Genomic DNA, 3313 nt, shown 5'->3' on the forward strand with positions numbered 1-3313 from the left:
AGCGAGCGGGCCACTCCGAGGCGAAGCGCTCCGGCCTGGCCGGTCATGCCACCACCGGTGTCGCGCGCGACCACGTCGAAACGGTCGACGAGACCAGTCTCGGCGAAGGCCTCCTTGGCGATCTGCTGGTGCAGCTTGTTCGGGAGGTACTCCTCGAGCGGCTTGCCGTTGACGGTCCAGACGCCGGTGCCCGGAACGATCCGGACTCGGGCGATGGCTTCCTTGCGACGACCGGTGGCGGCACCCGGCGCGATGGTCGCGGGCTTGCCTGCGGTCTCGGAGGAACCAACGGTCTCGGAGGTGTATGCCACACCTTCGGCGTTGGTCTCGAAGTCGGTCTCGGGGGTGGTGGTCGTCTCAGCCACGGTGCGCCTGCTTCTCTTCTTTACTGGGAGATCTGCGTGATCTCGAACGGCTGGGGCTTCTGGGCGTTGTGCGGGTGCTCGGGGCCGGAATAGACCTTGAGCTTCGTGATCAGCTGATCACCCAGACGGTTCTTGGGCAGCATGCCGCGGACGGACTTCTCGATCGCCTTGCGGGCATCCTTGTCGAGCAGGTCGCCATAGGCGATCGACTTGAGTCCACCCGGGTAGCCGCTGTGGCGGTACGCGAGCTTGTCGGTGCGCTTGTTGCCAGACAGCGCGACCTTCTCGGCATTGATGATGATGACGAAGTCGCCACCGTCGACGTGCGGTGCGAAGGTCGGCTTGTGCTTGCCGCGCAACAGCGTCGCAGCCTGGACGGCGAGACGACCGAGGACGATGTCCTGAGCGTCGATGACGTGCCACTGACGGTTGATGTCAGCGGGCTTGGGGCTGAACGTGCGCACGGCGTGACCTTCTCGTTCTTGATGTGGGTAACTGGTGATGATCGAACTCTGGTGGCTGGTCCAACGGCGGAGCCGGGAAGGCGCAGCGACACACAAGGTTAACCGCCAGCAGGCGCTCGGGTCAAAACGGGGCGAGCCCCACCTGACCCCCGGATCGTGCAATCGGCCCGCCGGCACTACGTTGGAACCCGGCTGCACCACCTCGCAGCAGGGCATTTCCACGCCGTCACAGGAGACCCATAGTGACCGAAAAGCAGACATTGACTGTCCGGGACAACCGATCGGGCGAGGAATACGAGCTCGACATCGTCGACGGCACAGTTCGCGCGGGCGACTTCACCCAGATCGGCAGGGGCGAAGACGACCCGGGTCTCGCGCTCTACGACCCGGGCTTCACCAACACGGCTTCGACCAGGTCGGCCGTCACGTACATCGATGGCGAGAAGGGCATCCTGGAGTACCGCGGGTACCCCATCGAGCAGCTCGCCGAGAAGTCGACGTACCTCGAGGTCGCCTACCTGCTGATCCACGGCGAGCTGCCAACCCAGCAGCAGCACGAGCAGTGGGTGCACGAGATCACGTTCCACACCTTCGTGCACGAGAACCTGAAGTCCCAGCTCCAGGGCTTCCGCTACGACGCACACCCCATGGGCATGCTGCTGTCGAGCGTCGGTGCGCTGTCGACCTTCTACCCCGAGGCCCGCAACATCAAGGACCCCGACATCCGGCACGACCAGATCGTCCGGCTGATCGCCAAGATGCCGACCCTCGGCGCCTGGTCGTTCCGTCATGCGCAGGGAAAGCCGTACGTCTATCCCGACAACGAGCTGTCGTACACCGAGAACTTCCTCTCGATGCTGTTCAAGATGAGCGAGCAGAAGTACAACCCCGATCCGCGCCTCGCCCAGGCCCTCGAGGTGCTGTTCATGCTGCACGCCGACCACGAGCAGAACTGCTCGACCAACGCGGTTCGCTCGGTCGGTTCCAGCCAGGTAGATCCCTACTCAGCCGTCACGGCCGGGATCGCCGCGCTCTACGGCCCGCTGCACGGCGGCGCCAACGAGGCCGTCCTGCGGATGCTCAAGCGCATCGGCACGCCTGAGAAGATCCCCGCTTTCATTGAGGGCGTCAAGAAGGGTGATGAGAAGCTGATGGGCTTCGGTCACCGCGTCTACAAGAACTTCGACCCTCGCGCCACGATCATCAAGAAGGCCGTCGACGACGTCTTCGAGGTCACCGGCGTCAACCCGTTGCTCGAGATCGCACAAGAGCTCGAGCGCATCGCGCTGGAGGACGACTACTTCATCTCGCGCAAGCTGTACCCGAACGTCGACTTCTATTCCGGGCTGATTTACGAGGCCCTGCAGTTCCCGCCTGAGATGTTCACGGTCCTGTTCGCCATCCCCCGCACGTCGGGCTGGCTCGCGCAGTGGCTGGAGCTCGTCGACGACAAGGAACAGAAGATCGCGCGTCCCAAGCAGATCTACACCGGTGACCGCAAGCTCGAGTTCGTCTCGTCGCAGGAGCGCTGGAAGGTCTAGTCACCCGCTGCCCTCTTGTGCACGACCGACCCAGCGGTCTGCACACGTGGGTCTGTCGAGGACGGCGATGCTCTGGGTGGCCGGTCCTTCTTCGGCTGCGCTGAGACCGACCGGTAGCGTGGGACGGTGCGCCTGCGACTCGACCTCTCCTACGACGGGACTGCCTTCAGCGGCTGGGCGAACCAGCCCGGGCACCGGACGGTGCAAGGCGAGATCGAGGCCGCGATCATGATGATCCTGCGGCTGCCGGAGCCGGTCCCGCTCACGGTCGCCGGGCGCACTGACGCCGGAGTGCACGCACGTGGGCAGGTGGCCCACGTCGACCTCGACGACCTTGACCCCCTCATCCTGCAGCGTCGCCTCCGCCGGCTCCTCCCACACGACATCCGCGTCCGCGGCGTCAGCATCGCGCCGGAGGGCTTCGATGCGCGGTTCACCGCTTTGGAGCGCCAGTACTCCTACCGGATCGTCGACGGGCAGACCGGGCCCGATCCGCTGGTCCGGCACACCGTCGTACGGTGGCAACGACGTCTGGACGTCGATCGCATGAACGCCGCCGCCGGCCACCTCCTCGGCATGCACGACTTCGCCGCCTTCTGCCGCAGGCGCGAGGGCGCGACCACGATCCGCACGCTCCGAGAGCTCCACACGGAGCGCCTCGACGACACGCTCGTGACGACGGTACGGGCCGACGCGTTCTGCCACTCCATGGTCCGCGCTCTGATGGGTGTGCTCGTCGCGGTCGGGGTGGGCCGATTCGCACCAGAATGGGCCACCGACGTGCTCTCGAACGTCGAGCGTGACAGCCGCGTCACCGTGATGCCGGCCCACGGGTTGGTCCTCGAAGGCGTCGTCTACCCCGACGCTGCGGGTCTCGCCGCTCGTGCCGCTGCGTCCAGACGCCACCGCGAACAAGCGTGAGCGCCCAGACCCGACCACCACG

The 3313-nt window shown here is 65.7% G+C and carries 4 protein-coding genes; 2 read left to right on the forward strand and 2 right to left on the reverse strand.

Features of this window, described 5'->3' with window-relative positions; all coding sequences use genetic code 11:
* On the reverse strand, positions 1 to 365 hold a 365-nt coding region (gene rpsI / locus H7290_RS04510; protein WP_290512825.1), incomplete at its 3' end, for a 30S ribosomal protein S9.
* A 20-nt stretch (positions 366 to 385) separates the two neighbouring features.
* On the reverse strand, positions 386 to 829 hold the full coding sequence (gene rplM / locus H7290_RS04515; protein ID WP_290512826.1) for a 50S ribosomal protein L13: 444 nt from the start codon (positions 827 to 829) through the stop codon (positions 386 to 388).
* Positions 830 to 1071: 242 nt separating this feature from the next.
* On the opposite strand from rplM, the gene H7290_RS04520 reads away from it, so the two are divergent.
* Both H7290_RS04520 and truA read left to right on the forward strand, forming a co-directional pair.
* A complete protein-coding gene (locus H7290_RS04520; protein WP_290512827.1) occupies positions 1072 to 2370 on the forward strand; it encodes a citrate synthase in 1299 nt (432 codons plus the stop codon).
* Between the two features lie 126 nt (positions 2371 to 2496).
* Complete coding sequence (truA, locus tag H7290_RS04525) at positions 2497 to 3291, forward strand: tRNA pseudouridine(38-40) synthase TruA (protein ID WP_290512828.1); 795 nt, start codon at positions 2497 to 2499, stop codon at positions 3289 to 3291.
* Positions 3292 to 3313 lie beyond the last annotated feature (22 nt).

Source organism: Aeromicrobium sp., assembly GCF_014378035.1.
Lineage (GTDB): Bacteria > Actinomycetota > Actinomycetes > Propionibacteriales > Nocardioidaceae > Aeromicrobium.